The sequence below is a fragment of the Haloferax sp. Atlit-109R genome, from assembly GCF_003665865.1.
In the GTDB taxonomy this organism is placed as follows: Archaea; Halobacteriota; Halobacteria; order Halobacteriales; family Haloferacaceae; genus Haloferax; species Haloferax volcanii.
Genome location: NZ_QPLO01000001.1, coordinates 458,195 through 483,285, shown reverse-complemented (window position 1 = coordinate 483,285; position 25,091 = coordinate 458,195). Strand labels below are relative to the sequence as shown.

At 67.3% G+C, this 25,091-nt stretch carries 26 protein-coding genes and 1 tRNA gene; 15 read left to right on the top strand and 12 right to left on the bottom strand.

The window, feature by feature from the left end:
* Positions 1 to 7: 7 nt before the first annotated feature.
* Positions 8 to 208, bottom strand: coding sequence for a hypothetical protein (locus DVK03_RS02535; RefSeq protein ID WP_004065277.1), 201 nt, complete (start codon positions 206 to 208; stop codon positions 8 to 10).
* 138 nt (positions 209 to 346) lie between these two features.
* Here DVK03_RS02535 and DVK03_RS02530 point away from each other — a divergent pair, with 138 nt between their 5' ends.
* Both DVK03_RS02530 and DVK03_RS02525 read left to right on the top strand, forming a co-directional pair.
* A complete protein-coding gene (locus tag DVK03_RS02530) occupies positions 347 to 622 on the top strand; it encodes a DUF2892 domain-containing protein (protein ID WP_115802143.1) in 276 nt (91 codons plus the stop codon).
* A 126-nt stretch (positions 623 to 748) separates the two neighbouring features.
* Positions 749 to 2,119, top strand: coding sequence for a hypothetical protein (locus DVK03_RS02525; RefSeq protein ID WP_115802142.1), 1,371 nt, complete (start codon positions 749 to 751; stop codon positions 2,117 to 2,119).
* 17 nt (positions 2,120 to 2,136) lie between these two features.
* Here the strand turns inward: DVK03_RS02525 and DVK03_RS02520 are convergent, their stop codons facing one another.
* Positions 2,137 to 3,240 (bottom strand): pyridoxal-phosphate dependent enzyme, encoded by a 1,104-nt coding sequence (locus DVK03_RS02520; protein ID WP_115802141.1) that lies wholly within the window; start codon positions 3,238 to 3,240, stop codon positions 2,137 to 2,139.
* 76 nt (positions 3,241 to 3,316) lie between these two features.
* Positions 3,317 to 4,273, bottom strand: a complete 957-nt coding sequence (locus tag DVK03_RS02515) for a succinylglutamate desuccinylase/aspartoacylase family protein (protein ID WP_115802140.1) — start codon at positions 4,271 to 4,273, stop codon at positions 3,317 to 3,319.
* Between the two features lie 70 nt (positions 4,274 to 4,343).
* On the opposite strand from DVK03_RS02515, the gene DVK03_RS02510 reads away from it, so the two are divergent.
* Positions 4,344 to 4,661, top strand: coding sequence for a hypothetical protein (locus DVK03_RS02510; RefSeq protein WP_004044454.1), 318 nt, complete (start codon positions 4,344 to 4,346; stop codon positions 4,659 to 4,661).
* Positions 4,662 to 4,711: 50 nt separating this feature from the next.
* Here DVK03_RS02510 and DVK03_RS02505 read toward each other — a convergent pair whose 3' ends face one another.
* A complete protein-coding gene (locus tag DVK03_RS02505) occupies positions 4,712 to 5,920 on the bottom strand; it encodes a potassium channel family protein (RefSeq protein WP_115802139.1) in 1,209 nt (402 codons plus the stop codon).
* A 298-nt stretch (positions 5,921 to 6,218) separates the two neighbouring features.
* Here DVK03_RS02505 and citZ point away from each other — a divergent pair, with 298 nt between their 5' ends.
* A complete protein-coding gene (gene citZ, locus DVK03_RS02500) occupies positions 6,219 to 7,358 on the top strand; it encodes a citrate synthase (protein WP_115802138.1) in 1,140 nt (379 codons plus the stop codon).
* A gap of 110 nt (positions 7,359 to 7,468) precedes the next feature.
* Here citZ and DVK03_RS02495 read toward each other — a convergent pair whose 3' ends face one another.
* A complete protein-coding gene (locus DVK03_RS02495) occupies positions 7,469 to 8,860 on the bottom strand; it encodes an MATE family efflux transporter (protein ID WP_004044457.1) in 1,392 nt (463 codons plus the stop codon).
* A gap of 356 nt (positions 8,861 to 9,216) precedes the next feature.
* Here DVK03_RS02495 and ilvA point away from each other — a divergent pair, with 356 nt between their 5' ends.
* Positions 9,217 to 10,428, top strand: a complete 1,212-nt coding sequence (ilvA, locus tag DVK03_RS02490; protein ID WP_004065285.1) for a threonine ammonia-lyase — start codon at positions 9,217 to 9,219, stop codon at positions 10,426 to 10,428.
* Positions 10,429 to 10,472: 44 nt separating this feature from the next.
* Here ilvA and DVK03_RS02485 read toward each other — a convergent pair whose 3' ends face one another.
* Positions 10,473 to 10,679 (bottom strand): hypothetical protein, encoded by a 207-nt coding sequence (locus DVK03_RS02485; RefSeq protein ID WP_115802137.1) that lies wholly within the window; start codon positions 10,677 to 10,679, stop codon positions 10,473 to 10,475.
* Between the two features lie 368 nt (positions 10,680 to 11,047).
* Between DVK03_RS02485 and DVK03_RS02480 the strand changes: the two genes are divergently transcribed.
* The 10 genes from DVK03_RS02480 (at position 11,048) to DVK03_RS02435 (ending at position 18,854) form a co-directional block, all read left to right on the top strand.
* Positions 11,048 to 12,472: a cytochrome ubiquinol oxidase subunit I gene (locus DVK03_RS02480; protein ID WP_115802136.1), complete on the top strand. Its 1,425-nt coding sequence runs from the start codon at positions 11,048 to 11,050 to the stop codon at positions 12,470 to 12,472.
* Positions 12,465 to 13,463, top strand: coding sequence for a cytochrome d ubiquinol oxidase subunit II (locus DVK03_RS02475; RefSeq protein WP_004065288.1), 999 nt, complete (start codon positions 12,465 to 12,467; stop codon positions 13,461 to 13,463). The genes DVK03_RS02480 and DVK03_RS02475 overlap by 8 nt, the downstream gene beginning before the upstream one ends.
* A gap of 39 nt (positions 13,464 to 13,502) precedes the next feature.
* Entirely contained in the window at positions 13,503 to 13,709 is a 207-nt protein-coding gene (locus DVK03_RS02470; protein ID WP_004044462.1) for a hypothetical protein, read from the top strand.
* Between the two features lie 84 nt (positions 13,710 to 13,793).
* Positions 13,794 to 14,180, top strand: coding sequence for a Rid family detoxifying hydrolase (locus DVK03_RS02465; protein WP_004044463.1), 387 nt, complete (start codon positions 13,794 to 13,796; stop codon positions 14,178 to 14,180).
* 1 nt (position 14,181) lies between these two features.
* A complete protein-coding gene (locus DVK03_RS02460; RefSeq protein WP_008577134.1) occupies positions 14,182 to 14,388 on the top strand; it encodes a hypothetical protein in 207 nt (68 codons plus the stop codon).
* A gap of 29 nt (positions 14,389 to 14,417) precedes the next feature.
* Positions 14,418 to 14,498, top strand: a tRNA-Ser gene (locus tag DVK03_RS02455).
* A 566-nt stretch (positions 14,499 to 15,064) separates the two neighbouring features.
* The gene (locus tag DVK03_RS02450) at positions 15,065 to 15,247 is read left to right on the top strand and encodes a hypothetical protein (protein ID WP_004044465.1); all 183 of its coding nucleotides are present in this window, start codon (positions 15,065 to 15,067) and stop codon (positions 15,245 to 15,247) included.
* A 63-nt stretch (positions 15,248 to 15,310) separates the two neighbouring features.
* On the top strand, positions 15,311 to 15,703 hold the full coding sequence (locus DVK03_RS02445) for a hypothetical protein (protein ID WP_008606282.1): 393 nt from the start codon (positions 15,311 to 15,313) through the stop codon (positions 15,701 to 15,703).
* A 215-nt stretch (positions 15,704 to 15,918) separates the two neighbouring features.
* Positions 15,919 to 17,562, top strand: coding sequence for a thermosome subunit beta (gene thsB / locus DVK03_RS02440; protein WP_004065290.1), 1,644 nt, complete (start codon positions 15,919 to 15,921; stop codon positions 17,560 to 17,562).
* Positions 17,563 to 17,858: 296 nt separating this feature from the next.
* Complete coding sequence (locus tag DVK03_RS02435; RefSeq protein ID WP_004065291.1) at positions 17,859 to 18,854, top strand: ornithine cyclodeaminase family protein; 996 nt, start codon at positions 17,859 to 17,861, stop codon at positions 18,852 to 18,854.
* Between the two features lie 57 nt (positions 18,855 to 18,911).
* On the opposite strand, the gene DVK03_RS02430 is transcribed toward DVK03_RS02435, so the two are convergent.
* The 6 genes from DVK03_RS02430 to hisH form a co-directional block, all read right to left on the bottom strand.
* Entirely contained in the window at positions 18,912 to 19,130 is a 219-nt protein-coding gene (locus DVK03_RS02430; protein WP_004044470.1) for a hypothetical protein, read from the bottom strand.
* 123 nt (positions 19,131 to 19,253) lie between these two features.
* The gene (leuS, locus tag DVK03_RS02425; RefSeq protein WP_115802135.1) at positions 19,254 to 22,130 is read right to left on the bottom strand and encodes a leucine--tRNA ligase; all 2,877 of its coding nucleotides are present in this window, start codon (positions 22,128 to 22,130) and stop codon (positions 19,254 to 19,256) included.
* A 213-nt stretch (positions 22,131 to 22,343) separates the two neighbouring features.
* Entirely contained in the window at positions 22,344 to 22,787 is a 444-nt protein-coding gene (gene hsp14 / locus DVK03_RS02420; protein WP_008608090.1) for an archaeal heat shock protein Hsp14, read from the bottom strand.
* A 116-nt stretch (positions 22,788 to 22,903) separates the two neighbouring features.
* Positions 22,904 to 23,314, bottom strand: a complete 411-nt coding sequence (gene hsp14, locus DVK03_RS02415) for an archaeal heat shock protein Hsp14 (protein WP_008605294.1) — start codon at positions 23,312 to 23,314, stop codon at positions 22,904 to 22,906.
* A 143-nt stretch (positions 23,315 to 23,457) separates the two neighbouring features.
* A complete protein-coding gene (gene pheA / locus DVK03_RS02410; RefSeq protein ID WP_004044474.1) occupies positions 23,458 to 24,264 on the bottom strand; it encodes a prephenate dehydratase in 807 nt (268 codons plus the stop codon).
* Positions 24,265 to 24,318: 54 nt separating this feature from the next.
* The gene (gene hisH / locus DVK03_RS02405; RefSeq protein ID WP_004044475.1) at positions 24,319 to 24,978 is read right to left on the bottom strand and encodes an imidazole glycerol phosphate synthase subunit HisH; all 660 of its coding nucleotides are present in this window, start codon (positions 24,976 to 24,978) and stop codon (positions 24,319 to 24,321) included.
* Positions 24,979 to 25,091: the final 113 nt, after the last annotated feature.

Genomic DNA, 25,091 nt, shown 5'->3' with positions numbered 1-25,091 from the left:
TGGCCGACTACGTCGCGCCTTCGAGGTAGCCGTACCGGAACCCTTGAATCGCGGTGGCGAGCGTCCAGACCGCCATCGCGAGACACATCGCCCAGAGGACGCCGAGGATTTCGAAACCGCTGATAACGGCGTAAATGACGAGCGTGAGCGTCAGAAACCGACCGATTGTGTCGTCTTCGCCGGGGAGGAGGAACGAGAGCCGGGACATACGCGGGGGAGACGCGGCCGAGGGAGTTAGCTTTTGTCGACGTGTCGGCCGGCGTGACAGTCACGCGTCTCCGGGCGCGGGAATCACCAATCTACGATTTAGCCGCAGAGCGCGTACCTAGGTATCGGTGAATCAACCATGGAGAAGAACGTCGGCGGTTACGACCGTATCACGCGCGCCGTCCTCGGACCGGTGCTCATCGTCGTCGGGGCGGCGAGTCTCGCGGGCTTCCTGACCATCGCGGCCGGCACCCTCGGACTCGTCATCGCGGTCGCGGCGCTCCTCGTCGGGGCGGTCCTCGCGACCACGGCGGTCACCCAGAAGTGCCCGCTCAACGACCTGCTGGGCGTCGACACCTACGAGGGCGCGACGGCGACCGAGACCGAATCCGCGGGCAAACCCCGCGCGCAGTAAGCGTTTCTTCGACTCGTCACTCGGACCCGGCCGGACCGACGAGTGCGGCGAGACCGGGAACTGACTATCAAATCTGATATCTTGCGGGAAACAGCTTTTGCATCGCTCCAGAGACCGGAAGTAGCGATGACGCCACCACTCCCGACGCGGGAACAGCTCCCGGACGACCTGCTCGAACGGGCCAACTGGGTCGGGTGGCGAACGCAGCTGTGCGACGGCGAGGAGACAGTTGTGCCCCGAAGCACGACCGACGGCGGGCCCGCATCGGCAACTGACGACTCGACGTGGGCGACATTCGACGAGGCGCTCGCGTGTGCTCGGGAGGGGCGCGTCGACGGCGTGGGATTCGCGTTCACCGACGACGACCCGTTCGTCGGTATCGAGCTCGAAAACTGCCGCGACGTCGAGACCGGCGCGACCGACGAGTGGGCGCGGGCGCTCGTCGACCGACTCGACTCCTACACGGAAGTGACTCCCTCGGGAACGGGGTTCCGCGTTATCGTCCGCGGGACGCTCCCGTCAGGGAGCGCCCGAGCCGGCGGCCTCGAACTCTCGGACGCCACGCGGTTCCGTCCCGTGACCGGCGACTGCGCCGACGGCGCGCCCGCGGCGGTCGCAGAACGGAGCGACGCGCTCGCGACGGTTCACGGTGCGTACTTCGAAACCGACCCGGAGCCGTCGCCGTCGGTCGACGCCGTCGCCCCGGCCGCCTCAATCGACTCGGTCAACCCAGACGCTCCGAACTCGGACCGAGCGCCCGCCGACGCGCGTCTCGACGAGATAAGCGGCCCGGGCAACGACCTCACGGACGACGAGGTCGTCCGCCGCGCCTCGAACGCCGTCAACGGGGTGGCGTTCACCCGCCTGTGGCGGGGTGACGCGAGCGGCTACGACGACCGCGACGAGGCTGACGCGGCGCTGTGTTCGATGCTCGCGTTCTGGACCGCCGGCGACGCGCGACAGATGTGCCGCCTGTTTCGGGACTCCGGACTCTTTCGGCCGACGTGGGACGAAGTCGTCCACGCCGACGGCTCGACCTACGGCGCGAGGACGGTCCGGCGAGCGATTCGGGAGACCAGCGAGTTCTACGACCCGTCCGGTTGGTCGAGCGCGGTGCGGCGGTCAGCGACGCAATCGGACGACGACCGACACCGGGACCGACACCGGGACCGACACCGACACCCGAACCGGAATCGGCGCGACGACGACGCGGTGACCGACCCGGCGCGACGGCCGCCGGCCTCACCCGGCGCGTCACCGGGCGACGGTCGCGGGGGGTTCGACCGCCTCGACGAACTCCGGGCGCGGCTCGACGAGGTCGTCGACGAAAACGAGCGACTCCGCGACGAACTCGACGCGGAGCGCGAGCGGCGACGCGACCTCGAAGCCCGAGCGGGCGACCGCAACGCGGGAGCCGAAGCGAGAGCCGGCGTCGAAAACGCGGGACGCGGCTGGTCGTTGGTCGACTGGCTCCGGTCGTGGAGAGCGCTACGGTAGCTGTGTTCTGAGCCGGCTCACGATTTGAGACCGCTCCCGGTGAGCGGCACGACCACGTCGGCGTCGCGGTCGAGGACGCCCGAGAGACGCAGTTCGCGGAGCGCCGCGGGCGCGACGGCGCAGGTCGGCTCCGTGTAGAAGCCGTGGCGGTGGAGCCGGTCGAGTTCGTCTTCGACCGCGTCGGCCGACAGGGCGATGGCGTCGCCGCCGGTGGCGTCGAGCGCCTCGTGAATCTCGGCCTCGCGGACGGGGTCGAGAATCTGGATGCCGTCGGCCACGTCGTTGGTCTCGTCGGCCGTGTGGTGACGGGCGTCGGCGATGGGCGAGTAGCCGGCGGCCTGCGCGCCGTACAGTTCGGGCATCCGGTCGGTCCAGCCCGCCTCGTAGAGCGCGCGGAAGCCGCGGTACGCGCCGAGAAAGAGCGTCCCGTGGCCCAGCGGCGTGACGACCGCGTCGGGGACCGACCAGTCGCGCTGGGCGGCGATTTCGTAGGCGACGGTGGCCGTGCCCGCGAAGAACGCGGGGTTCCACGCGTGGCTCGCGTACCACGCGTCGTCGGCCTCGACGGCCTCGACGCAGGCGTCGGTCACGGCCTGTCTGGAGCCCTCGATTCGGACCGGCTTCGCCCCGGCGCGCTCGATGGCGCGGACCTTCGAGGGCTTGACCGACGCGGGCACGTAGATTTCGGCGTCGATGCCGGCGCGGGCGGCGTAGGTCGCGACGGCGGCCCCCGCGTTGCCCGAGGAGTCCTCGACGACGCGCTCGACGCCGAGTTCGGACGCGACGGAGAGCATCGTCGTCGCGCCGCGGTCCTTGAACGAGCCGGAAGGGAAGACGTACTCCAGTTTGAACGAGGCCTCCCACTCCGCGGCGTCGACGAGGGGCGTCATCCCCTCGCCGAGGCTGGCGCGCGGCTCCGTCGGGAGAAAATCGTCGAACGCCCAGAGGCCGTCGCGGTAGTCGAGGTCGGCGTCGTCGGGGGTCGCTGCCGACGGCGTCGGGTCGGCCGCGAAGTCCAGCGGCTCGCCGCAGGCACAGCGCCAGCGCCAGGCGTCGTACGTCTCGCCGCAACTGTCGCACGCGAGTCGGAGCCGAGCGGGGAGGTCGGGTGGTGTCGTCATGGGAAGTGAGTGGGGTGAATCGGGTGAGGTGGTCGAGTCGAGTGAAGCGGTCGAATCGGGTGGACTGGAGTCGGTATCAGTACGTGTCGAGGTCGATGCCGACGGAACAGACGTACTCGCCGGAGGCGACCTGCGGGAGGCGGCGCGCCCGCCAGAAGATGCCGTCGTGGTCGGCGGTGACGCGGGCTTTGAGCGTACCGAACACGTCGGTCACCTCGAACACCACGTCGCCGGCGGAGACGCGCTCGCCGAGGTCGCGCTTGAACCGGACGAGGCCCCCGACCGGCGAGCCGTACTGGTCGAAGCCGCGGGCGCGGGTCTGGGCTTTCAGCTCCACGTCGCCGTCGAGGAAGTCGTAGCCGCGGAGGACGTTGTGGACGCCGCGAACGCCCTTCTCGATGCTCTCTTCGTCCCAGCCGACGCAGCCGCCGAGTTCGGGGTCGATGGTCGGAATCCCGGCGTCGGGGCCGGCGCGGGCGAGTTGGCCGTCGGGACCCTTCTGGTCGAGGACGTAGCCGCAGCCGAACGTCTTGGCGAGCCGGAGACATTTCGCGTGCATCCGGTGGTGGCGGCCGCAGCGGACGCGGACCTCGTCTATCATCCGGCTCGTCGAGCCCTGATGGAGGTCGACGATGAGGTCGGCGTCGCGGGCGGCGGCGAACGTCGCGGCCGCGATGCGCTCCGAGGAGGTGCCGCGCTCGTCGCCGGGGTACGCCCGGTTCATCTTCGTGTCGTCTATCGGATTGCGGTGTTGTGCGACCTGAAACGCGTGGTAGTTGACGATGCCGACGACGAGAATCGCCCCGGAGATATCCGCGGGGTCGAGCTGCGGGACGACCCGCTGGATGACGCCGACGCCGTTGAGTTCGTCTCCGTCCGACGCCGCCTGCATGTAGAGCGTCTTGCCCGACGACGCGCCGTTGATGACGGCGACGGGCAGACCGACGCTCCCGCCGTCACGGGACTCGCCGACTTCGAGGCGGCCCACGTCCATCTCCCCGAGGGCCGCGCTCGCCGTTCCCAAGGTAATCATACCGCCAACCTCGGACCCGCCTCCCTTTAGGGGTTCGGTCCGCTGAGGCCCCGAGGAAAGCGTTGCCGCTATGGTCTCGCGGCCGCAACCGCCGACCGTGACAGACGACGTTCCCGAACGGCCGCCGACGGGGGGACTGGTACAGGCGCTGGACGTGCCGCGAAACGCCGCTATCGGGGCGGCCGTCGGTCTCGCCTTGGCCGTCGTCGCCTACCTGTTTCGGGTGCTCGAACTGTTCGGCCCCTTTGCCGGCACCCGCGAGTACCCGATACTCGGCCCCGAGGGCTGGTTTCTTCTCCTCGCGTTCGTCCTCGCCTCCGCGACGGCGCTGCTCGTCGCGACGGTGCTGACGCTCGTCTCGGCGTATCGACTGAGTAAAACGCTCTGATTCGGGGGTTTCGGCAGTTCGGTTCCGGGATGGATCAGGTCGGGGTCGGCCTACTCGTCGAACTCGCGTTCGTCGCCGACGAGTTCGCCCAGTCGCTCCGCGCCGGCGCGGGTGCCCTTGGCGATGATGAGGTCGCCGCCGTGGAGCCGCGTTTCCGACCCCGGCGAGACGACCCACTCGCGGCCGCCGGCCCGGCGGACCGCGATGACGCGCATCCCCGTCTCGGACTTGACGCGCCGGTCCCCGAGGGTCGCCTCCGCGAGGTCGCTTGTGGGGGCGACCCGCAGGCGGATGATGACCTCGTCGGACTCCTTGACCGCGGCGGCGACGACCGGGTGGGCGTCGATGCCGCGGAGGACGCCCTCGGCGATTTCGAGCGCGGCGTCGGAAATCATCTCCGTCGCGCCCGCGAGTTGGACGAGTCCGCGGAGCGACACTGGGTCTTCGACGCGACTCGCCGCGCGGAGCGTCCACGCCTCGAACCGGGACTTGAGCGCGTCCACCTCGGCTTCGAGTTCCTCGACCTCCTCGGCGACGCCCTCGCTGTCGAACAGCACCGCGCCGTAGGCGAGGTCGACGGCGAGTTCGCTCATGTCCTTCATCAGGACGATGGAGTCGACGGCGCGTTCGAGGTCCTCGATGGTCGGTTCGGGCACGTCCGGCGGGTCGTACCGGAGGCCGGTGGCGGCCTCGTGGACGGTGTGGAGGCCGTCGTCGCGGCCGCGGAGGAGGAGCACGTCGCCGGCGCGGAGCGTCGTCTCGTGGTCGGGGTTGGTCACCCACTCGCCGGCGCGGTGGATGGCGACGACGCGGACGCCCGTCTCGGTCTCCATGTTGATGTCACCGAGCGCGCGGCCCGCGTACGGCGACTCGTCGGTGAGTTCGCACCGAATCGTCGTCTCGACGGCCTCGGGGAGCGCCGCGCGGATGGCGTCCGGGAGGCCGATGTCCTCGATGACGACCTTGGCGATGTCGCCCGCGGCGTCCGAAATCTTCTCGGCCGCGCCGACGACGCCGAGGACGGGCGCGAGTTCCTCCGCGTCCTCGGGGCTGCGGGCGGCCATCATCAGGCTCATGCGCGCCTGAAGTTGGAGGATGTCCATCCGCTCTTCGAGGTCGAGGACCTCGGCCGCGAGGTCGTCGTTGGCGTGGAGGACGGCGGAGTACGAGAGGTCGATGAGTAACTCCGCGGTGTCTTTCATCTCGGCGAGGACGGCCTTGACGCTGACAGGCTCGTACTCGATGTCCTCCGGATTCATGCGCCCGCCTTCACGACGGGACGGCAAAAGGCTTGCCAGGAGTAATGGTGCCACCGTGGTTCGAGAGAACTACGCCGTCGGGGGATATGAGTTTGCAGGTCGCCCGAGCGGCGCGCGCGACCCGTCGGGGGGACTCCGTATAAGTGCCCCGAGAATAACGACAATCGTCGAACACTATTTTAGACACCGACTATCCGCGAAACCGACAGACGGGGCTGCCACTGTATGTGTATGGCGGTCGGTAACAGATGAGTGAAAACGATAACGCTTTTTTGATATGGTAGGCAACGTTCTGGGTATGTCAGGCGAACTGAAGCGGGGGCTGGAAGGTGTGCTGGTCGCCGAATCGAAACTCAGTTTCATCGACGGCGACGCGGGACAACTCGTTTACTGCGGGTACGATATCGAAGACCTCGCACGGGACGCAAGCTACGAGGAAGTGCTCTATCTCCTGTGGCACGGGGAGCTTCCGACGAGCGAGGAACTCGACGCGTTCGGCGACGAACTCGCGGCTCACCGCGGGCTCGACGACGGCGTGCTCGACGTGACACGCGGACTCGCTGAACAGGACGAGTCGCCGATGGCGGCGCTCCGAACGCTCGTCTCGTCGATGTCGGCGTACGACGAAAGCGCCGACTTCGAGGACGTGACCGACCGCGAGGTCAACCTCGAAAAGGCAAAGCGCATCACGGCGAAGATGCCGTCGGTGCTCGCGGCCTACGCTCGTTTCCGCCGCGGCGACGACTACGTCGAACCCGACGAGAGCCTGAATCACGCGGCGAACTTCCTCTACATGCTCAACGGCGAGGAGCCGAACGAGGTGCTCGCCGAGACGTTCGACATGGCGCTCGTGCTCCACGCCGACCACGGCCTGAACGCCTCGACGTTCTCCGCGATGGTCACCTCGTCGACGCTCTCGGACCTGTACAGTGCGGTCACGTCGGCCATCGGGACGCTCTCGGGGTCGCTCCACGGCGGCGCGAACGCGAACGTCATGCGGATGCTGAAGGACGTCGACGACAGCGACATGGACCCGACCGAGTGGGTCAAAGACGCCCTCGACCGCGGCGAGCGCGTCGCCGGGTTCGGCCACCGCGTCTACAACGTCAAGGACCCCCGCGCGAAGATTCTCGGCGCGAAGTCCGAGGCGCTCGGCGAGGCCGCCGGCGACATGAAGTGGTACGAGATGTCGGTCGCCATCGAGGAGTACATCGGCGAGGAGAAGGGTCTCGCGCCGAACGTGGACTTCTACTCCGCGTCGACGTACTACCAGATGGGCATCCCCATCGACCTCTACACTCCCATCTTCGCCGTCTCGCGGGTCGGCGGTTGGATTGCGCACGTCCTCGAACAGTACGAGGACAACCGCCTCATCCGCCCCCGCGCCCGCTACACCGGCGAGAAAGACCTCGACTTCACGCCGGTCGACGAGCGATAGGCGACGAACCGCACGCGACTTTTTCCGTCTGCTGCCCCCGGAGCGACGCGTCGTTCCCTTCACCCTCCGCCTCCCGCTCCCGCGTTCGCCGTCCGCCGCACGCGCCGCCCTCAGTCGTCTTCGCCCACGTCGTCGACGCCGACGCTCCCGCGTTCGACCATGAGCGAGTCGGCGTGGCCCGCCCAGTCGGCGTAGGAGAACGCGACGAGCGCGAACAGCCCCATCCACGTGAACGACAGGACGATGCCGATTCGCGCGCCGAGCGGGCCGTAGCCGAACCCCTCGACGAGCAGGTACGACAGGCCGACGAAGAAGCCGAACACCCCGGTCAGCCGGGCGACGAAGGGAATCCGCGTCGCGCCCGCGCCCTGCAACGACCCGGAGAGGCCGACGAACAGCGCCAGCCCCGGTGCGGCGAGACCGTAAGCGACGGCGAACTTCACGGCCCAGTCGAGGTCCGTGCCGCCGCCGGAGCCGACGAGGCCGACGATGGGTTCGGTGAACGCCGCGAGCAGGAGCCCGATGCCGCCGACCGTGACGACCGAAAGCAGCGCCACCGCGCCGCCCTGATACCGCGCGGTCTCGCTGTCGCCCGCGCCGAGCGCCTGCCCGACGAGGACGCTGGCGGCGACGTTGTAGCCGCGCGCCAGCGGGCTTGCGACCTGCTGGTAAACCCGGCGGCCGATTTGGAAGCCGGCGTTGACGGCGTCACCGAAGCCGAGGAGCAGGGCGTTGAACGGGAACTCCGCGAGTTCGGCGGCGATGCCCTCGCCGACCCGCGGGGTGGCGATACGGACGAGTTGGCCGGCGACCGTCCGGTCGCGGGGGCGGACCAGCGAGGTCGGTGACGCGGGGCGGGCGAGCGCGACCAGAAGCAGTCCCGCCGAGAGGACGTTTGCGGTCGAAGTGGCGAGCCCCACGCCCAGCACGCCGAGCGCCGGCAGGCCGACGAGGCCGAAGCCGAGACCGACCGACAGCCCGATGTTGACGACGTTGGCGAAGACGTTGACCAGCATCGGCGTCCGCGTGTCGCCGACGCCTTGCAGCGACCGCGAGCCGACGAGCGAGACCAACCGCGCGGGCGAGGTGGCGAAGATGACCGCGAGATACGTCGTGCCCAAGGCGACGGCCCGCTCGCTCGCCGGGAACGCGTCGATGGCCGCGCCGCCGAGCGTGAAGCCGAAAATCAGGAACGGAATCCCCGCGAGGAACGCGAGGAGGAGCGCCGTCGAGATGGCCTCGCTCCGGTTGGCGTCCGCGCCGCTGCCCGTGTCCTGACTGGAGAGCGCAATCGCGCCGCCGCCGAGGCCGAGACCGATGCGGAGCGGGAACCGGGCGTAGAGGTCGGCGAGGCCGATAGCGACGACCGCGGCGGGAGAGAGCGCCGCGGTGACGGCCACGTCGACGGTCCGCATCGCCGTCTGGGCGGTCTGCTCGGCCATCACCGGCCACGCGAGCGAGAAGATGCGCTTCCAGACCCGCCGGAGGCGACCGAGGTTCATGCCGAGGCCACGGCCCTCGCGCAGTTGACGGTACCGGAAGCGGCGACCGGCCGACCGCGCTCGATGCGACGCGCGAATGACGAGTGTCATACGCGAGCGTCGGGTCGCCGCAGTCCCCCGATTTCACTTTCACTCCGGGTGGGGGACGTTTATATGTGCGGGGACCAGAAAGACAGTTGCACGTCACACGCGTGCATTCCCCCTTTCCCCTTTCACCGACCGGCGAGCGACCGCGACGGCGTCCGTCGGCGGGTGCGAAACGGAGTCCTCAACCGACGACCATGAGGGTTGACATCACGCCCCTGATACCGATACATTCCCGAACGATTAAACGCGGACACGGGTGATTTCCGACCATGCTCACGCTTGACGACGTACGCGCCGCCCGCGAGCGCGTCGAAGCGGTCGCCCGACGGACACCGCTGGAGTACTCCCACACCTTCTCGGAGATGACGGGTGCCGAGGTGTACCTGAAACTCGAAAACTCCCAGCGCACGGGGTCGTTCAAGATTCGCGGCGCGACGAACCGCATCACGACGCTCTCCGACGAGGAGAAAGCCGCCGGCGTCGTGACCGCGAGCGCCGGCAACCACGCGCAGGGCGTCGCGCTCGCGGCGTCGCGAGCGGGCGTGAACTCGAAAATCGTCATGCCGGAGTACGCGCCGATTTCCAAGGTGAAAGCGACCGAGCGCTACGGCGGCGACGTGGTGCTCTACGGCAACGACTACGACGAGGCGCAGACCAAGGCCCACGAAATCGAGGAGTCCGAGGGCCGGACCTACGTCCACGCCTTCGACGACGAGTACGTCATGGCCGGACAGGGGACCATCGGCCTCGAAATCGCGGAGGACTGCCCCGACCTCGACACCGTGGTCGTCCCCATCGGCGGCGGCGGCCTCATCTCCGGCATCTCGACGGCCATCAAAGCGCAGTTCCCCGACGCCCGCGTCATCGGCGTGCAGGCCGAACAGGCCTCCAGCGCCGCGGACTCGCTGAACAAGGGGTCGATTCAGACCATCGACGAGGTGGACACCATCGCCGACGGCATCGCCGTCCGCAGAATCGGCGACAAACCGTTCGAGGTCATCCGCGAGCGCGTGGACGAGGTCGTCACCGTCTCCGACGAGGAAATCGCCGTGGCGCTGACCTACCTGCTCGAACGCTCGAAGACGCTGGTCGAGGGCGCGGGGGCCGTCGCCCTCGCGGCGCTCGTCTTCCAGAAGTTCGACTACGAGGAGGGCGAGGTCGTCGTCCCCGCGCTGTGCGGCGGCAACATCGACATGAATACGCTGACGACCGTGGTGATGCGCGGCCTCGTCGAGACGGGCCGGTACCTCAAGATTCGGACCGAACTGAAGGACCGCCCCGGCTCGCTCGAACAGCTCATCGAAATCATCGCCGCGGAGAAGGCGAACATCTACGCCGTCAGGCACGACCGCACCTCTCGGAAAATCGCGCTGAACGCGACCGAGGTCGAAATCGACCTCGAAATGCGCGGTCCCGACCACGTCGAGTCGCTCCTCGAAGAGCTCCGCGACGCGGGCTACGACGTGGAAGTCCTCGACTGACCGCGTCGACAGGAGCGGCCGGGCCCCGTATTCGAAACCGGCGCTCAGACGAGGCCGGTAGCCCCGATGAACACGAGGAGCGCCCCGATGCCCCGATAGAGCCAGACGGGAGCGTCGGACGCTCCGGACTCCTCCGAGGGCGAGCGCCGGAGGAACTCGAACCCGAACGCGTGGATTCGCGCGGGGAACGCGAGGTACGCGACGCCGAGAACCGCGATTCCGACGTGGACAGCCTGCCACAGGAGAGTCATGTGCTACATCCGAACGGTTCCGGCGTATGCTTGTCGGTCGGGACGGTCGGGACAGTCGAGGCGGTCGGGCAGTCGGGCGGTCGGGGCGGTTGAGGCGGCGCGTCGGTGCGTTGGCGACCGGAATCCGCCCGAGACGGGCGCGTTGCGAGCGTGTGAGCGCGTTTCTGGCCCGTCGAGTTCCGACGAACGCCCGCCTTTTTACCCGGTCGATTATGTCGAATTCGGGCGGGAGACACCGTCTACGATGATTTTCACTTCGTGGGAAGCATGCAGGGATTGACCCTCCCCCAATACGAAGGCGTTTAAGAGGGAAGCCCCATCCCCCGCGCCCCGGTTCGCCCCGTCGTCAGCGACCCCGCACCCCAACCATGCTCGACCCAGTCATCGCCAGTCGGCTGCAGTTCGCGCTCACGACCATCGTCCACATCATCTTCCCCGTGATGAGCATGGGCCTCGCGCCCTTCCTCATCTACTTCACGTGGAAGGACATCCGCACCGACGACCCGGTGTACGAACAGCTCAGGCGATTCTGGACCAAGATTTTCGCCGTCTCGTTCGTCGTCGGCACCGTGACCGGCATCGTCCTCGAATTCGAGTTCGGGACGAACTTCGCGGCGTTCTCGACGGCGGCCGGCGAGCTGTTCGGCGGCCCGCTGGCGACCGAGGGGATGATGGCGTTCATGCTCGAAGCGACGTTCCTCGGGGTGTTCGTCTTCGGCCGCGAGAAGGTCTCCGACGCCCTGTACATGGTGTCCGCCGTCGCCGTCGGTCTCGGGACGTGGCTCTCGGCGGTGTGGATTCTCGTCGCCAACTCGTGGATGCAGACGCCGCGGGGGTACGAACTCGCGCGCGAGAGCGGCCAGCTCGTCGTCTCGCTCGTCGACCCCATCGCGGCGTACGCCAACCCGCGGTTCCCGTGGATGTTCGTCCACATGCAGAACGCCGCGGTGCTGTCGGTCGCGCTGTTCATGGCCGGCGTCGCGGCGTACCACGTCTGGCAGCGCGGCATCAGCGCCGACGACGACCGCGAGGGCGCGCGCTTCTGGCGGAAGACGCTCAAAATCGCGCTCGTCGTCCTGCTCGTGACCGCGCCGTTTCAGGCGATTCACGGCGACGCCTACGGTCGGCACGTCTACGAGACCCAGCCGCAGAAGTTCGCCGCCATGGAGGCCGTCTGGGAGACCGACAGCTACGTCCCCGAGTACATCTTCGCCATCCCGACGAGCCTCGACGGTATCACCGACCCGCGCGCGAAAGAGCTGTTCGGCATCGGCATCCCCGGCGGGGCCTCGTGGCTGGCCAGCGGCGGCGACCCGCAGGCCGAAATCACCGGCCTGAACGAGTTCGACACGGAGGCCCCGCCGGTCGCAATCGTCTTCTGGTCGTTCCGGCTCATGGTCGCCGCGGGGTTCTGGTTCATCCTGTTGGCGTTCTGGGCGGGCTACCGCTGGTGGGCCGACGAGTTGTACGAGGACGACCTGTTGCACAAGGCGTTCGTCGGGTCGTCGCTCCTCGGCATCTTCGCCGTCGAGGTCGGCTGGATCGTCACCGAGGTGGGCCGACAGCCGTGGGTCATCCAGGGCGTCCTCCGGACGAGCGAGGGCGTCTCGCCGGGGCTCACGAGCTTCGAGGCGACGCTCACGCTCGTCGGCTTCGCCGTCGTGTACACCGGCCTGCTCGCGCTCTACACCTACGTGATTCGCCGCATCATCCGCGAGGGACCGCCGAGCGTCGACGAGACCGAGGCGGGTGCGGAGGCCGCCGCGCCCGCGGGGGTGACCGGCGATGACTGACTACGGCGCGTTCGCCACCGACCCGCTTTTCGGCCTGCCGTTGCAGGAGCTGTGGTTCGGGCTCGTCTTCTTCATCCTCGGGATGTTCCTGTTCCTCGACGGCTTCGACTTCGGCGTCGGGGCCATCTTCGCGACCCGCGACGACGACGAGGAACGCGAGACGCTTCTGGCCGCCATCGGCCCCTTCTGGGACGGCAACGAGGTGTGGCTCGTCGTCTTCGGCGGTGCGCTGTTCGCCGCGTTCCCGGCGGTGTACGCGAACCTCTTCAGCCGCCACTACCTGCTCATGTTCGCCATCCTCGGGGCGCTCATCCTCCGCGGACTCGCCCCCGAGATGTACGAACAGCGCCACGACGAGGCGTGGCAGACGTGGTGGGGCCGGGCGTTCGTCGTCGGCAGCGTGAGCGCGCCCTTCTTCCTCGGCGTGTTCGCCGCCCACTGGCTCCTCGGCGTCGAGTCGCTCCTGTCGCTGCCCGGCGTCGTCGTCGGCCTCGCCGTCGTCGCGCTCACCGTCGTCGCCGGCGTCGGCTTCCTCGCCATGAAGACCCGCGGGAGCCTCCAGCGCGACGTGGCCGACTACGGCCCGCGGGCGATGGCCGCCTACCTCGCGCTCGTCGTCGTCACGCTCGGCTACCTCGTCGCCGTCCGCCCCGACCTCGGCGTTCTCGCGCCGGTGCCGCTGGCGCTCGTCGTCGTCAGCCTCGCCGCCGCCGCGGGCTATCTGCTCGCGCTCCGCGAGGGGCGCTACACGCTCGCGTTCGGGGCCGTGCCGGTGCTCGTGTTCGCGTTCGTCGCGCTCGTGGCGACGCTCATGTTCCCCCTGGCCGACCCCGCGACCGGGCTGACCGTCGCGGACGCCATCATCTCCGTGCTCCCGCTGAACATCATGAGCGTCGCGTCGGCGCTCCTCCTGCCGCTCGTGTTCACCTACTTCGGCATCCTCTACTCGACGTTCAGCGGGCCCATCGAGACCGGAGAATCGTACTCCTGACCGACTGCAATCCACCACCCACTACCAACCAATCCACCCATGGCTACGCTCCCCAACACCGAACCCACCGCCGAATCGCTCACTAAACCGCTGACTCTCCTCGGCCTCGGACTGGTCGTCGTCAGCGTCGCCGTCGCGGGGTTCGCGCTCCGAGACGGCGACGTGGTCACCGCCCTCGGGATGGGGCTGTTGTTCGCCTCGGGCGTGCTCACGACCGGCATCAGCCTCTCCGGCAAGTCGGTGTAACCCGACGGACCGCGGCGGGGAGGTCCCGCCGCGGACCCGGACGTTCCACCCTATTTTATCACGTCGTGGCGAAATCCACCGCGTATGAAGCGCGTCATCGAAACCGACGAAGCGCCGGCCGCGGTCGGCGCGTACAGTCAGGCGACGACCAACGGCTCGCTGCTCTACACGGCGGGACAGATTCCGCTGACGCCGGACGGCGAACTCCTCGACGACGAGGACATCGCGACGCAGACGACGCAGTCGCTCGACAACGTGATGGCCATCCTCGCGGAGGCCGGCGCGGACGCGACCGACGTGCTGAAGACGACGGTGTTCCTCGCCGACATCGACGACTTCGACGAGATGAACGAGACGTACGCGACCTACTTCGACGAGGAGCCGCCGGCCCGCTCGGCGGTCGAGGTCGGCAACCTGCCGAAGGGCGTCGGCGTCGAAATCGAGGCCGTCGCCGTCGTCGACGAGGAGTAACGTGGCCCGCCGCGTCCGGTCCGCGCTGGCGTGGGGCGCAGCGAGCCTCCTCCTCGTGGGCGTCCTCGCGCAGGGCGCGGTCCTCCTCGGACTCGGCATCGACGCGTCGTTCGGGGCAGTCGCCGCGGTGGCGGTCGCGTCCGGCGTCGCGGTCGCGTCTGTGACATACGTCATCGAACCGCGACTCGAACGGAAAGGAAGGGCTTAAATTATCCAGGCGGGAACGTTGCGTTGTAAGCCAGGATGGCCGAGCGGTAAGGCGCACGCCTGGAAAGCGTGTTCCCTCTGGGATCGGGGGTTCAAATCCCTCTCCTGGCGCTTCTCTGAAAACTACACTCCGAGCGATGCGTCTCGGCGCATCGCGGTGGCAGTTTTCGTGAAGCGTTCCCGAGAGGGAATTGAATTAGGGAGCGAAGCGAACGGAGTGAGCGGAGCGACCGAGGTTCAAATCCCTCTCCTGGCGCTTCTTCCGAACGCAACCCACGTAGCAGCGCGTCTCGTCGCGCTGCGGACTGCGAGTTCGGGAGAACGCCTCAGTTGGATTTGAACCAAGGAGCGAAGGGAACGAAGTGAGCGAAGTGACTGAGGTTCAAATCCCGCTCCTGGCGCGTCTCTGAAAATCCACATCTTCGGCCCAGACCCCCCGCTGAAAACACCAACTCGAACTCCCGCTCTTCGCACCCGAAGCACATAGCATCTCCCTCAATCGCCGGACGGCGGGAACCGTCGGCGGAGTCTATCCCACCACCCGCCAAGAACAAGGTACGTCGAAACTGGCAGGGCACCCCCAGTTCGACGCGACCCAAGGCACCACCACAGACCCGACCGTATCAACTGTTCGGACAAAACATTCATCCCCATGGGATATGATACCACGATTGACAATGCCTGACACCAAGACCGGCCGCGAGAAGAAGGGCCTCAACAAGCGGACCCAACTCACCGAGCGGCTGTACGAACGCGAGTTATCGGTGTTAGACGGAGACGACGACGAGCCCCCGCTCGACGCCGCGAGCGACGACGCCGACGGCGAGTTCCTCGCGGACGAACTCCCCGAAGACGACTGACGGCGCGGCCGACACGACCTCCGACCACGCGAATTTTTATCGGGCGCAGCAGAACGTGTGAGCGTGCACCACCGCGCGAACTACGCGACCGTGTTCATCGGCTCGCACCTCCACCCCGAAGGCGAGACGCTGGACCTCGACTGGGCGGACGACGCCGGAGACGAGACGGAGACGTTCGAATTCGACGTGCCGACCGACGACCCCAGAGAGCCGTATCTCGGCATCCAGGCGTTCGACGTGGGCGAGTACGGCCACGAGATTCGAATCAACGGCGACCCGCTTTCGGGGTTCGATATCCCGCCGGGCGACGGCTGGCAGTACTGGGTCGACACCGTCACGGGCGCGAGCCTCGTCGAAGGGACGAACACCATCCGGGTCGTCCGCGACGACGAGGGGAACGACGCGTTCGCCGTCGGGACGGTGACGGTCCACTGGAAAGAGCCGGTCGAAGAGTAGCGTATAAAGCGGTTCGACCGGGCACAAATTGTGGTGTGAAATAGCGTACCATACTTTGCCCTCGAACACATCGAAGACGGGCTCAGTCGCGCGATTATCGGGAGTACACGGCGAGCGCTCGGATTCCGTCCTTCGATTCGCCGGCGAAGCTTTTTTATAGAATCACAAACAATCAAGGCCTGTCTATGAGCCAGCGAATGCAGCAGGGTCAGCCGATGATCATCATGGGCGAGGATGCACAGCGCGTCAAGGACCGCGACGCGCAGGAGTACAACATCCGCGCCGCACGAGCAGTCGCCGAGGCGGTACGTTCCACACTCGGCCCCAAAGGGATGGACAAGATGCTCGTCGACTCGATGGGCGACGTCACCATCACGAACGACGGCGTCACCATCCTCAAGGAGATGGACATCGACAACCCGACGGCCGAGATGATCGTCGAAGTCGCCGAGACGCAGGAGGACGAAGCCGGCGACGGAACGACGACGGCGGTCGCCATCGCGGGTGAACTCCTGAAGAACGCCGAGGACCTCCTCGAACAGGACATCCACCCGACGGCCATCATCCGCGGCTTCAACCTCGCCTCCGAGAAGGCGCGCGAGGAAATCGACGACATCGCGGAGCGCGTCGACCCCGACGACGAGGAACTCCTGAAGAAGGTCGCCGAGACCTCCATGACGGGCAAGAGCTCCGAGCTCAACAAGGAGCTTCTCGCGGACCTCATCGTCCGCGCCGTCCGGCAGGTCACCGTGGAAGCCAACGACGGCTCCCACGTCGTCGACCTCGAAAACGTCTCCATCGAGACGCAGACCGGCCGCTCGGCGTCCGAGTCCGAACTCCTCACCGGCGCCGTCATCGACAAGGACCCCGTCCACGACGACATGCCGGTCCAGTTCGACGAGGCCGACGTGCTGCTGCTCAACGAGCCCGTCGAGGTCGAGGAGACCGACATCGACACGAACGTCTCCATCGAGAGCCCCGACCAGCTCCAGAAGTTCCTCGACCAAGAGGAGGCCCAGCTGAAGCAGAAGGTCGACCAGATTGTCGACTCCGGCGCTGACGTGGTCTTCTGCCAGAAGGGCATCGACGACCTCGCTCAGCACTACCTCGCGAAGCAGGGCATCCTCGCGGTCCGTCGGACGAAGAAGTCCGACATCCGCTTCCTCAAGAACATCACCGGTGCGGCGGTCGTCTCCGACCTCGACTCCATCGAGGCCGCCGACCTCGGTCGCGCCTCCGTCCGCCGCGACGAGGCCGACGAGCTGTTCTACGTCGAGGGCATCGGCGACGACGTCCACGGCGTCACGCTCCTGCTCCGCGGCTCCACCGACCACGTGGTCGACGAGCTCGAACGCGGCGTTCAGGACGCTCTCGACGTCGTCGCCTCGACGGTCGCTGACGGCCGCGTGCTCGCCGGCGGCGGCGCTATCGAGGTCGAACTCGCCTCGCGCCTCCGCAACTACGCCGACTCCGTCTCCGGGCGCGAGCAGCTCGCCGTCGAGGCGTACGCCGACGCGCTCGAACTCGTCCCGCGCGTCCTCGCCGAGAACGCCGGTCTCGACTCCATCGACACGCTCGTCGACCTCCGTGCGGCCCACGAAGACGGGCAGGTCCGCGCCGGGCTGAACGTCTTCACCGGCGAGGTCGAAGACGCCTTCGACGCCGGCGTCGTCGAGACGGCCCACGCCAAAGAGCAGGCCGTCGCCTCCGCCTCCGAAGCCGCGAACCTCGTCCTCAAGATCGACGACATCATCGCGGCCGGAGACCTCTCCACCGGCGGCGACGACGACGAAGAGGGCGGCGCACCCGGCGGCATGGGTGGCATGGGCGGCATGGGCGGTATGGGCGGCGCGATGTGAAAATCGGCTAACGCCTTCACACCCCCATCCCCCGACGCCTGCCGCGCGACAGACCACGTTATTTTAGCGAGCGTCCCAGACGGCCGGAGAGCCGCGGCTACGGCGTCCGAATGGCGGCACGCGGCGGAGACCAACCGACTCGCGCCGACTACGACTTCCCGACAGTCCGAGGGGAGCCGACCGTTCCGACTCACCCGCCACTCAGAAGTTGGATAATTCTCTCACTTTCCAAGATACACTTGCAGTTGTGTTCAGAAATAGAACGAACTAAGTAGCAGGTACGGCAACGTGTCTCCATGCGCAAGACGCTGCTGTTGAACAAGGACGACGTTCACGAGAACGTCCAGATGCCGGAGCTCATCTCGGCCATCGAGGACGCCTTCGCCGCCTACGAGTCCGGCGACGCCCAGATGCCGCCGAAGTCCTACATCGACCTGCCGCAGTACAACGGCGACTTCCGGTCGATGCCCGCCTATCTGGACGCCGGCGACTGGGACGCCGCGGGCATCAAGTGGGTCAACGTCCACCCAGACAACGGCGACAAGTACGACCTGCCCACCGTCATGGGCACGATGATTTACTCCGACCCCGAGAACGCCTTCCCGCTGGCGCTGCTCGACGGGACGGAGCTCACGATGCTCCGCACCGGCGCGGCCGCGGCCGTCGCCACCGACCACCTCGCCGTGGAGGACGCGTCCTCGATGGGCATCGTCGGCGCGGGCGTCCAGTCGTACACGCAGCTTCGCGCCATCAGCGAGGTCCGCGACATCGAGGAGGTCGTCGTCTCCGACCTCGACGAGGAGCGCGTCGCCGACTTCATCGACGCCTTCGAAGACGAGTTCGACATCCGCGCCGGCTCCATCGAGGAGGCCGCGAGCTGTGACGTGCTGTCGACCGTGACCCCCGTCGAGTCGCCCATCGTCCCGCGCGAGGCGGTCGGTGACCACACCCACATCAACGCGATGGGGGCCGACGCCGAGGGCAAACACGAACTCGCCGACGAGGTGCTGTTGGACGCCAAGCTCGTCATCGACGACCACGCCCAGACCACCCACTCCGGCGAAATCAACGTCCCGTACCACGAGGGCGTCCTCACCGACGACGACATCTACGGCGCAATCGGTGACATCGTCCTCGGCAACCTCGACGGCCGCACCGACGCCGACGGCATCAGCGTCTTCGACTCGACGGGACTCGCGATTCAGGACGTGGCGGCGGCGCACGTCGCCTACGAGCACGCCTTCGAAAACGACAACGGCTACGCGTTCGACCTCCTCGGTCTCGCCGAGTGAGGCCGCTCGACGCGACGCGGCTGGCATTCATCTTTCTTTTCGGCTCAAGTTCCCGGGCTACGGGCTCGGCCCGCGCTGCGCGTTGAGGTAGCCGAACACCTTCGAGAGGACGTAGACGATGGCGATGAAGGGCAGAAACGGGACTAACAGGACGACGAGGATGAGAAACATCGTCCACCCGATGGAGTCCATCTCGCTGTCGGGTCGCATGTGCGACCCCGGCGTGACGGTGTGGTAGGCCTTCCGTGCGAGGCTCGACGAGTCGTCTTCGCTCATACGATACTGTTAGTTCGGCTAGAGGATAAATCGAGCGACGGAGAGGAGCGGTCGCCCCGAGAGCCGCGTCGCGGGTCGGGCGAATCGCGGCGTTTCGGTCGCGGCGCGCCGAGACGCGCCGGACTATTCGAGGTGGACCGCGGGGCGGAACGGAATCGCCTTCGAGGCGCGGTCGCCCGGGTCGACGATGTCGTCGTCGTCTTCCGCGAACACCTCGACCGCGGCGTCGAACTCGCGGGCGAGGAAGTCGGCGGCGCGCTCGTAGGTATCGGCCTCGTCCAGTTCGAGTTGGGCGCGGAGCGTCGATTCGTCGCGGCCGCGGGTCTGGTCGACGAGGTCCTGCACGAGGTCGTTCACGTCGTTACCCCGCTCGCGCAGGTCGGGGTCCTGCATGACCTGTCCCATGATTGCGCCGACGTTGTCGCCGTTGTCGACGACCGTCTCGAACACGTCGCGCTTCCAGTCGGCGGCGACGTACACACGGATGGTGTCGGGGTCGGAATCGGTCACGTCGATGATGTCGCGGACGTCCTCGGTCAGGCGCTCGACCTGTCGCTCTTCGAGTTCGACCGACTCGTCCTCGAAGCTCTCGTCCGGCTCGGGCCACGGCGCGTCCTCGGCGGGCGTGCCGGTCAACTGCTCGTGCAGCTCGTTCGTCATGAACGGGATAAAGGGCGCGAGCAGGCGCAGCCGGGTTTCGAGGACCGTCCGGAGCGTCCACTTGGCGGCCGGGCGGTCGAGGTCGGTCCGGCGGCGGTACCACCGCAGCGACTCCTCGAAGTTGTAGAACGCCGCCTGACTGGCCGAACGCGTCTCGGCTTCGTCCATCGCGGTCGTCACGTCGCGGACGGTGTCTTGCAGCTTCGACAGGAGCCAGCGGTCGACCGTCTCCAGGTCGGGCTGGTCGTCCGGACCGGGGTCGGTGATAATCTCCTGCGCGCGGTTCCAGAAGCGTTCCAGTTGGTCGTGGACCGAGCCGACGAGGTCGTCGCGCCAGTCGTAGTCCTGCCACGGTTCGGCGGAGTTGAGCAGGAAGAAACGGACGGTGTCCGCGCCGTACTCGCCGATGGCCTCGCCGGGGAGGACGACGTGGCCCTTCGACGACGACATCTTCTCGCCTTCGAGCAGGCCCATGCCCATGATGACGATACCCTGCGGCCACTGCGGCTCGTCGAACAGTTCGCCGTGGTGGAACTGGTAGAACGTCAGGTGGTTCGTGATGAGGTCGTTACCGGAGAACCGATAGTCGACGGGGTACCAGTAGTCCCACTCCTCGCGCAGGTCGAGCGCCTTCTCGGGGGCGTCGTCGACCGCGTCGGGACCGTAGAACAGCGCGTCGAAGAACTCCTGGGTGAGCTCCTCGGTCGGAATCTCCTGCAGGCGGTGGGCGATGGTGTAGTACGCCATGTAGATAGTCGAGTCCGAGAGGGGCTCGATGACGAACTGGTCGTCCCACGGCAGGCGGGTGCCGAGGCCGTAGTTGCGGATACATGGCCACCCGTTGAGCCAGTCGATGGTGTGGTGGTACTCGTCGCGAGTGTTCTCGGGGATGGCGTCCAGCCCGTCGGCCACGTCGTGGGCGAGTTCCTTCCAGTCCTCGTCGTCGTACGAGAGGAACCAAGTGTCCTGTTCCGCGACGACGACGTCGCCGCCGCAGCGACAGACGACCTCCTCGGAGAACTCCTGCATCACGTCGAACTGGCCGGCCTCGACGCCGTCGACCTTGAAGTCGTCGCGGACCTCCTCGACGAGGCCGCCGGCGTAGTCGCCGTAGAACTCCTTGAGCCGACCCGCGTGGAACTCCTTGTTGTAGAGGTCCTTCGTCGCCTTTTCGAGCGCGGGGTCGTCGGAGGACTCGATACCGCGGTTCTCGACGGCCGACTTCGCGGGAATCTCGCCGTAGGTGTCGTCCTCGGAGTCGACGTCGAGAATCGGAATCGGCTCGATGGCGGCCACGTCGGCGGGGTCGATGCCGAACGATTCGAGGTAGTCGGTGTCGGCTTTGGCCTCCTGGAGCGCCACGTAGTCGTCGGGGCTGTGGGCCGGGACGGACATGACGACGCCCGTCGCGTTGTCGGCGTCGACGAAGTCGGCGGGCAGGACGAGCACGTCGTCGCCGGTGACGGGGTTTTCGACCGTCTGGCCGACGAGTTCGGCACCCTCGACGGTTTCGAGAATCTCCACGTCGCGGGCCTGATATTCGAGTTTGTCGGCCGCGTAGTCGGAGACGAACCACGTCTCGCCGTCGACTTCCGCGACCACGTAGGTCGCCTCGGGGTCGATGTAGGCGTTGGTCACGCCGTGGACCGTCTCGGGGCGAAGCGTCGCCATCGGGACGACCACGTCGCCGCCGTCTCGGTCCCAGCCGAAGCGGACCAGCGTGTACTCCTGGAACTCCGCGTTCTCGCCTTCCAGCAGGTCGTGGGTCGTGACCGGCTGTTCCTCGTTCGTACAGAACTTGACGGGGTGGAGACCCTTCTCCAGTCGCCCGCGGTCGCGGAGCGTCCGGTACTGCCACTCGACGAACTTCGAGTAGCGCTCGTTGTTGGTGGTGAACTCGCGCCGCCAGTCCACCGACAGGCCGAGCGACTGCATCCCCTTTTTGTAGTGTTCCTCGATGAAGTACCGCGCCCAGCCCATGGGCGATTCGAGATCAGAAAGCGTGTCCTCGGGGACGTTGTAGGTGTCTGTCAGCACCGAGAGCTGTTTCTCCTCGCGGTTTTGCAGGCGCTCGACCGCGCCGATAATCGGCGTGCCGGTGACGTGCCACGCGATGGGAAACAGGACGTTGTCGCCCTGCTGGCGTCGGTAGCGAGCGTACACGTCGGGAACGGTGTACGTCCGCGCGTGCCCGATGTGCATCCCGCCGCTGGGGTACGGATAAGGCACCGTCACGAACGTCGCGTCGTCGGCGTCTGCGTCCGGGTCGGCCTCGTATCGGCCGGACTCGGACCAGCGCTCCCGCCAACGCGCTTCGAGTTCCTGCGGGTCGTAGTCCATATCCGTGGTAGTGGTACCCCGGCCTAAAATAACTCCTATACTCGACTTGCGCGGCTGTCTGATTGCGGCAGATATTGCCTCACGATGACACGGGAGGGGGGCGAGAAAATCGAGTCGTGAAACGGAGACAGAGAAACGAAAACGGGGAACACCCACCACGAGGGGACCCATCGCGGGCGGCGAGTCAGAGACGCCCGTGAGCGCCGAAGCGACTCAGTCGATGTCGATGCGGCGGGAGTCGTCGGGTTCGGCGTCGTGTTTGGGGAGCGTGACCGTCAGCACGCCGTTGTGGTAGCTGGCGGACGCGCCGTCCTCGTCGACCGTCTCGGGGAGGCGAATCGTGCGGCGGGCGGACTCGTGGCGGCGCTCGCGGCGGAGATACTCGCCGTCGGCGCGTTCCGCGTCGAGTTCGCGCGTCGCCTCGACGGTCAGCGTGCGGTTGGCGACCGACAGGGCGATGTCCGATTTCTCGTAGCCGGGGAGGTCGACCGTGACGACGATTTCGCCGTCGTGGTCGGTGACGTCGATGGCCATCTCGTGGCGGACCTGCGCCATCATGCCCGAGCGGTCGAACTGGCGTCCCATCTCGTCGAACTGGCGGGACATTCGCTCGAACAGTTCCTCGAAGTCGTCGAAGGGGTTGGTACGTCGCATCATGTGTGTTTTCACCGAGGGTCATAGACGCCGTCTGAGGAGATAATCGTTGCCGGAACGTGGATAGCAGTTCGCACGGCTCGGGAGCCAGAGCGCCGGTATTCAAAAGATGAGCCGCGTCACTCGATGTCGATTTCGGTCGAGTCGTCGCCCGCGGGTTCGGCCTTCGGGAGCGTCACGGTCAGGACGCCATTTTTGTACGACGCCGTCACCTCGTCGCGCACGACTTCGGCGGGGAGCGTAATCGTCCGGGAGACCGAGCGCTGACTCCGCTCGCGGCGGACGTACTGCTCGTCGTCGACCTCGCTCGACTCCTCGCGGTCGGCCGCGATGGTGAGTCGCCGCCCGCTGACGCTCACGTCGAGGTCGTCCTTCTCGAAGCCGGGGAGGTCCGCGACGACCTCGATGGCCTCGTCGTCGTCGACGACGTCGAGGGAGATATCTTGGAACCGACCGATACCGGACTCCTCGAACGACCGGCCCATCCGGTCGAACAGGTCTTCTATCTCGTCGAACGGGTTTCGCTGCATACGCGTTTAGATACGTCGCCGACGACAAAGAAAGATGTGCTCGGACTCACACGTTGAGAGCGACCGAGCGGGCGTGACGGAGCGGGACGGGGTGGACGCGGTGAGGTGCGGCGCTGGGCGAGCGTCTCGGCGTCGAAACGGCGTCAGTACAGGACGTGTCGGGTGTCGTACGACCCGAGGACGCGGACCCAGCCGTTGCTGGCGATGCCCTCCACCTCTTCGAGCGCCCCTTGCATCCGCTCCTCGTAGAGACCGGCGTCGGCGTCGATGTGGAACAGGTAGTCGCCGAGGCGGTTGCCGCTCGGCCGCGACTCGATGCGCGAGAGGTTGATGTCGCGTTCGGCGAACGCTTCAAGCAGTTCCAAGAGGAGACCGGGGTAGTTCGCGTTCGGATAGACGACGAGCGAACTCTTGCCGCCGGCGTCCGAGCGGGCGGACTCGGGGCCGATGACGAGGAACCGGGTGGCGTTCGACGACTGGTCTTGGATGTCCTCGGCGATGATTTCGAGGTCGTCACCGACGTTGTCGGGGTGGCCGATGCCCGCGACCGTCGGGTCGGCGCGGGCGCGCTCGACGCCGCGGGCCGTGCTGGCGACGGCTTCGAGTTTCGCGTCGGGGTAGTTCTCTTCGAGGTACGTCCGACACTGCGCGAGCGCTTGGGAGTGGCTGGCGACGACGTCGAAGTTCGCGCTCTGGGCCAACAGCGCGTGGCGGATGGGCGTGACGATTTCCTGGACGACGCTCACGTCCGAGTTCGCCACGGCGTCGAGGCTCTCGGTGACGCTCCCTTCGATGCTGTTTTCGATGGGGACGACGCCGCGCTCGAACGACCCGTCGGCGACCGCTTGGACGATAGACGTGACCGATTCTCGGAAGGCGACGTCGTCGGCGACCGCGCGGGCGGCGCGATGGGAGTACGTGCCCGCCGGACCGAGCGTGACTGCCTGCATGGGCACCCCTTCACGAAGCGGCGACAAAAGACCGTCGGGGCAGGCAGATTCGGCCTATCGCTCCGCGCAGAACTCGACGAAGTTGCGGAGGATGGTCAGCCCGGTCTCGCCGGACTTCTCGGGGTGGAACTGCGTGCCGAAGACGGTGCCCGCCTCGTTGGCGACGACCGCGGGGAACGCCACGCCGTAGTCGGTCGAGGCGACGACCGCGCCCTCGTCGTCCGGGTCGGCGTAGTAGGAGTGGACGAAGTAGGCGTACTCGCCGTCGACGCCCTCGACGAGCGGGTGGTCGCGCTGGACGTTGAGTTCGTTCCAGCCCATGTGCGGGACCTTCTGTCCCTCGTCGAACCGGACGTTGCGGCCGGGGATGAAGTCGAGTCCCTCGACTTCGCCCTCGCCGGCGTGGTCGGCCTCCTCGGAGGAGGTAAGCAGCATCTGCATCCCGAGACAGATGCCGAAGACGGGCGTCCCGTCGGCGGCGGCCTCGGCGAGCGGTTCGCGGAACGGTCCGGCGTTTTCCATCCCCTCGGAGAACGCGCCGACGCCGGGGAGAACGATGCCGTCGGCGTCGTCGAAGTCGGCGGGGTCGTCCGAGATGACGACGTTCGCCCCCGCGCGTTCGAGCCCGCGCATGGCGCTCCGGAGGTTTCCGAGCCCGTAGTCGACCATCACCACGTCGGCGAGGGTCTCCTCGGGCGGCTGTGTCGTGCTCATACCGAACGTCCGCAGAGGACAGCAAAGTGATTTTCCCTCGGGGTGAGCGCTCCGCGCGGGAGCCGTCGGAGACCGGCCGCGCGACCCTGCCGCACGCCTCTGACCCGTCGCGT